Source organism: Mesorhizobium sp. M7A.F.Ca.CA.002.15.2.1, assembly GCF_003998715.1.
Classification (GTDB): domain Bacteria; phylum Pseudomonadota; class Alphaproteobacteria; order Rhizobiales; family Rhizobiaceae; genus Mesorhizobium; species Mesorhizobium ciceri.
In genome coordinates this window covers 1-5,375 of the sequence record NZ_RZPI01000385.1, presented here as the reverse complement: position 1 = coordinate 5,375, position 5,375 = coordinate 1, and the positions used below count along the sequence as shown (strand labels likewise).

Here is a 5,375-nt window from a genome sequence, read left to right as displayed (position 1 = left end):
CGCCTGGAGTCGGCGGGCAATTCATCGAGCTTGTCGACGTTGCCGCCGCCAATGACGACATAGTCAGGCTGCATGGCGGCACGGAGCCGGTCGACGACGTCGAAGACGTATTTGCGCCATTTCTTCTTGCCGCGCTTTTCCAGGCCGCGTTCGCCGACATAATCCTCGAAGCTCTTGCCCTTCTTGTAGGGCAGATGCGCGAGTTCCATCGGTTGGGCGACGTTGTCGGCAATCATCGCCGCACCGAGCCCGGTGCCGAGCCCGAGGAACAGCATGCGCCCGCCCTCGTAGCTGCCGATGGCCTGCATCAGCGCGTCATTGACCACTTTCACCGGTTTGCCGAACGCGCCCGCAAAGTCGAATCCAGCCCAGCCCTTGCCGAGATTGGCGGGATCGGCGAGCGGCCTGTTGTGGTTGACCGGACCGGGATAGCCCATCGAGACGACGTCGTAGGACAGGCCTTCGGCGAGCTTCTTCACGGTATCGATCATCTGTTGCGGCGTCAGCCCCGGCCCCGAATCGGCGCGGCGCTCCGCGCCGCCGGCGCTGGTGAGGATCTTGACGTGCGAGCCGCCGATGTCGATCGTGAGCACGATCTTTTCAGTATCCGGCGTCTCGGTGCCCGATGCTGGTTGCTTCACTGCCTTGGCCATCGCGTGGTTCCTCTCACTTCACCGGATCGATCCAGCCATTGGGTGGCCCGAACCCGGCCATGACGTCCGCCGGTCCCCATGTCAGCGGCTCGTAGAGGTGCGGCGGCGTGGTGTCGCCAAGCACCGGGCCGACGATGCGCCAGGCCAGTTCGCTGGCGTCCTGGCGGGTGAACAGCTGGCCGTTGCCGTTCATGGCGTCGCCTATCAAGCGCTCATAGGGCGGCATGTCGCCCTTCGAGTCGTCGAGCGCCGTCAGTTCGACCTGCTCGCCGATCATGTCGTCGCCCGGCGCCTTGCGCTGTGCTCCGATGGCGATCACCACCTGTGGGTCGATGCGGAAGCGGACGTAGTTCTGGTCGGCGGGCTTGATCGGATCGAAGACATCGAGCGGCGGCCGCTTCAGCCGCACCACCACTTCGGTGACATGCACCGGCATGTTCTTGCCGGCGCGGATGAAAAACGGCACGTCCTGCCAGCGCCAGGTGTCGACGAAGAAACGCACCGCCGCGAAGGTCTCGACGGGCGAGTTCGGCGCCACGCCGGGTTCAGTGAGATAGCCGGTGAACTGGCCGCGCACGACATCGTCTTTGGTCAGCGTCCTGATCGCGCGCAGCACCTGCACCTTCTCGTCGATCAGATCGTCGGCGGAGCGGCCGACAGGCGGCTCCATGGCAAGCAGCAACAGGATGTTGAGCAGATGGTTCTCGATGACGTCCCTGATGCAGCCGACATCGTCATAGAAGCGGCCACGTCCCTCGACGCCGAAATCCTCGGCCATGGTGATCTGCACGCTCTCGACGTAATTGCGGTTCCAGATCGGCTCGAGGAGGGAATTGGCGAAGCGGAAATAGAGCAGGTTCTGGATCGCTTCCTTGCCCAGGTAGTGGTCGATGCGGAAGATCGACTGCTCGTCGAACACCAGATGCAGGACCCGGTTCAGCCAGCGCGCCGATTGCAGATCGTGACCGAAGGGCTTTTCCACCATCAGCCGCGCGCCATGCGCCGTGCCCGACTGCTCCAGCCCCTGGACGACGGTCTCGAACATGGTCGGCGGCACCGCCATGTAATGCAGCGGTCGCTGTGCGGTGCCGAGCGCGCTCTTCAGTTTCTCGAACGTCGCTCCGTCACGGTAGTCGCCGCTGACGTAGCGCAGCAGCGAGGCGAATTTGGCGAACGCTTTTTCGTCGATCTTGCCGAGCGCATTGACGATGCCGTCACGCGCGCGCGCCTGCAGTTGCTTGAGGTCCCAGGCATCGAAGGCGACGCCGATCACCGGTTCGGTAAGCGTGCCCTTGGCGACCATCTGGTAAAGGGCTGGAAATATCTTCTTGTGGGCGAGGTCGCCGGTTGCCCCGAAGAGCACCAGCGTGTCGGACCGTTCCTGGCTCATGCGCGTGTCTCCCCCGCTGTCCTCACTTGCCGGCCTTCGGCTTCTCGACATGGCCGCCAAAGGCATAGCGCATGGCGGAGAGCAGCTTGTCGGCGAATTCGGATTCGCCCTGCGAGGAGAAGCGGTCGAACAGCGCCGAGGACAGCACCGGAGCCGGCACGCCGGTGTCGATGGCCGCCTTCAGCGTCCAGCGGCCTTCGCCGGAATCCGAAACGCGGCCGCCGAAATTCACCAGGCCCGGATCGCTTTTCAAGGCGCCGGCCGTCAGGTCAAGCAGCCAGGAGCCGATAACGCTGCCATGCCGCCAGACCTCGGCCACCTGGGGAAGGTCGATGTCGAACTGATAGTATTGCGGGTTTTCCAGCGGGCTGGTCTCGGCGTCCGCCGTCCGTTGCCGCTTGCCTGCATTGGCCGATTTCAGGATGTTCATGCCTTCGGCATAGGCGGCCATGACGCCATACTCGATGCCGTTGTGCACCATCTTGACGAAGTGGCCGGCGCCGCTCGGTCCGCAATGCAGGTAGCCGAAGGGCGCGGTCCCGGCATCCCTGGACGGATTGGAGCCGGCATCGGCGCCCGGCGCCAGCGTGGCGAAGATCGAATCGAGGTGCTGCACCGCCACGTCGGGACCGCCGATCATCAGGCAGTAGCCACGCTCCAGGCCCCAGACGCCGCCGCTGGTGCCGACATCGACAAGATGGATGCCCTTGCCGGCCAGTTTCGCGGCCTGGTCGACGGCGTCGTGATAATAGGAATTGCCGCCGTCGATGACGATGTCGCCGGGCTCCATCAGGGCCGCCACCTGGTCGATGATCCTGCCGGTGATCGCCGCCGGCAGCATCAGCCACACACAGCGCGGCTTGGCCAGCTTGCCGATGAATTCTTCCATCGAGGCCGCCCCTGACGCGCCGTCGGTCACCAGGGCCGCGACGCTGGCCGGGTTGATGTCGTAGACGACGCATTCGTGGCCGTCGCGCATCAGGCGCCGGACCATGTTGGCGCCCATCCGGCCCAGTCCCATCATTCCGATCTGCATGGTTTCGTCCCTGTTTTCTAGGAGATTTGCGGGGTTATCGAGGGAAGGTCTGCTGGCTGTCCTGGTCGCCTGAGATGACGGAGAAGTCGACATTCTCCCAATCGCCGGCCCCGGGCCAGAAAAAAGTGAAGGTCAGCGTGCTTCCCTTGGGAAGGCCAGAGACGGGCAGATCGGCAAGATGGATGCCGAAATCGTTTTCTACCGTCTGGCTGTCGTGGGCGGTCGCCCAGTTGTCGGTGCTCCAATGGACTGTAGCCGGGGCCAACAGTTCGAAGCGCAGCGTCTTGCCGGCCGGGACCGTGCGGATCTTGTTGTTGAACCGCCATGTTCTGAACGGCGATACGGTCTTGTCCTCGATATAGCGCTTGACGCCTTGCGGGGGCATGTCGAAGACCGCGCCGTCGCGCAGCGAGCGCAACAGCTTGATATGCTCCGAATGCGCCCAGACCAGCGGCATGGCGCTGCCCGAGGGGCGGCCGTGCAGCAGTTCGCGCTCCGGCCTATCGGCGCCGTCCCAGACCTGCTCCGGCAACAGGCCGCCCGGTCCGGCCGAGCCTTCCAGCGCTGCCAGCAGGCTGGCTGCCTTTTCCCTGCGCCCGGCCGCCAGCTCATAGTGGGCGCGTTCGCCGGCCAGCAGCGGCCAGGGGCGACCCTGGCCGGTGCCGTCGAAAGGTGCGCCATCTTCATGCTCGCCATAGCCGTCGCCGTTGTAGCGGTACCAGAGCGGCCCTTGCGGCAGATCGCAGCGCAATTGCGCGTCGATGACCTTGACCGTGTCTGTCATGCGCGGGTCGTCGGCCGCCCGCAGACCGAAGCGGACAAGTGCAAGCGCATCCGGACTGACGATTTGCTCGGCCGGCCGGTCGGTGTCGCCGGGCGGCCGGTTCTTGATCGGGACATAGCCGTCCTTCGGCGAACCGGCCGAGGCGCTGTCGGGCGGCGCGATGCGGACATAGTAGCCGTCGACGCCGACTTGACCGCAGATCGCCGTGCCGGTGACGTAGGTCCAGCGCTCGACCTGGTCGTTCCAGACGTCTGATGTCTCGCGCAGATAGGTCGCCCCGTCCGGCTTGCCACAGGCGTCGAGCAGGTCGGCTGCGGCAAGCAGTGCGGCGATTTCGACGGCGAGCGTGAACGGGCTGTAGCCGGCATCCTCTTCCCAGCGGTCCTCGCCGGTGACCGGCCCGTTGCGCACGACGAACCCGGCGGCGCGCTCGATCATCGGCAGAAAGACTGCGAGCCTGGCGTGCGGCAAATGGCCGGCGCGGTGCAAAGCTTCGGCCAGCAGCAGCGGAAAGGCGCATTCGTCCATCTGGATGCCGGGCCAATAGGCCGATCCGTCGAGCCAGGCGTTCTGCGGCCAGTGGCCGTCCGGCTGCTGGATGGAGCCGAGATAGTCGAGGATTTGCAACGCCGAGGCGGCGTCGCCGGCAGCAAGAAAGCCGCCGGCCGTCTCGACCAGATCGCGCGGCCAGACCAGATGGTAGCCGCCGAGGTCGTCGTCGCCCTTGTCGAAGCCCCACGGGATCGACAGGCTGGCGACCGCGGCGCCCGGTGTGGCGATCGACCGGTGCGTCGCCAGTACCGCCGTCGAGACGCGATAGAAGTTGATCCCGGGCACCGCGTGCCGGTCGAGCGGCAGCAGGCCCTTTTGCCAGTTGCGCCAGTTCTGGAGGTAGGATTTCGCCGCGGGTTCAAAACCCTGCTTCAGGCTGGCGAAAGCATGTTCCGCGGCCTCCTCGGGCGTCGCGCCAAATCCCAGCGCCAGCAAAGCCTTGGTCCTGGCCGCGGAAAAGCCGATCTCGCCGGTCAGCGCGACATTGCCGTCCTCGGCCCGCTGGTACGCAGCATCGAGCTCACCTGTGTTGTGCAGTTGCTGCCAACCGTCGGAAAAACCGACATAGCCGGCCGAGCCGGTCCGCCAGGGCAGCGACGAGGCCAGCGCCAGGCAGGAGCCGCGCCCCGAGGCGAACAGCACGGGCTTTCCCTCGTGCTCGCCGACCCAGGCGGTGTTGCCCATGCCGGCATTGACCAGATGCGGCGCCAGAAGCGCGTAGACGCGATAATCGTCAGCGACGCCCCTCAGCGCCGTGAAGGTGATTTCCTGCAGCAGCGCCGGGCGCGCCGGATCGGCGAGGATGCGCTTTTCGATCCGCCAGGCGCCGTCGTTCGCCGTGTTGACCAGCCGGTAGGCGGGTACGCCGTCCTCGAACGGTTCGATGCTGTGCGTGGCAGCGCGCTTCTCTTCCGAGAAATAGCCGGCGGCGCCGGTGACGATGAGGCCGAGGTCGCGGGT

At 65.7% G+C, this 5,375-nt stretch carries 4 protein-coding genes; all 4 read right to left on the bottom strand.

The annotated features are described in order from the left end of the window. Nucleotides 1-653 (bottom strand): ROK family protein (locus ENZ74_RS20480; protein WP_164761101.1); only part of this gene is annotated, 653 nt, incomplete at its 3' end. 13 nt (nucleotides 654-666) lie between these two features. After that, entirely contained in the window at nucleotides 667-2,043 is a 1,377-nt protein-coding gene (gene zwf, locus ENZ74_RS20475; RefSeq protein ID WP_063169510.1) for a glucose-6-phosphate dehydrogenase, read from the bottom strand. A gap of 22 nt (nucleotides 2,044-2,065) precedes the next feature. Further along, the gene (gnd, locus tag ENZ74_RS20470) at nucleotides 2,066-3,079 is read right to left on the bottom strand and encodes a phosphogluconate dehydrogenase (NAD(+)-dependent, decarboxylating) (RefSeq protein WP_063169509.1); all 1,014 of its coding nucleotides are present in this window, start codon (nucleotides 3,077-3,079) and stop codon (nucleotides 2,066-2,068) included. A 34-nt stretch (nucleotides 3,080-3,113) separates the two neighbouring features. Further along, nucleotides 3,114-5,375, bottom strand: a 2,262-nt coding sequence (locus ENZ74_RS20465; protein ID WP_127312956.1) for a glucan 1,4-alpha-glucosidase, incomplete at its 5' end; no start/stop codon positions are given.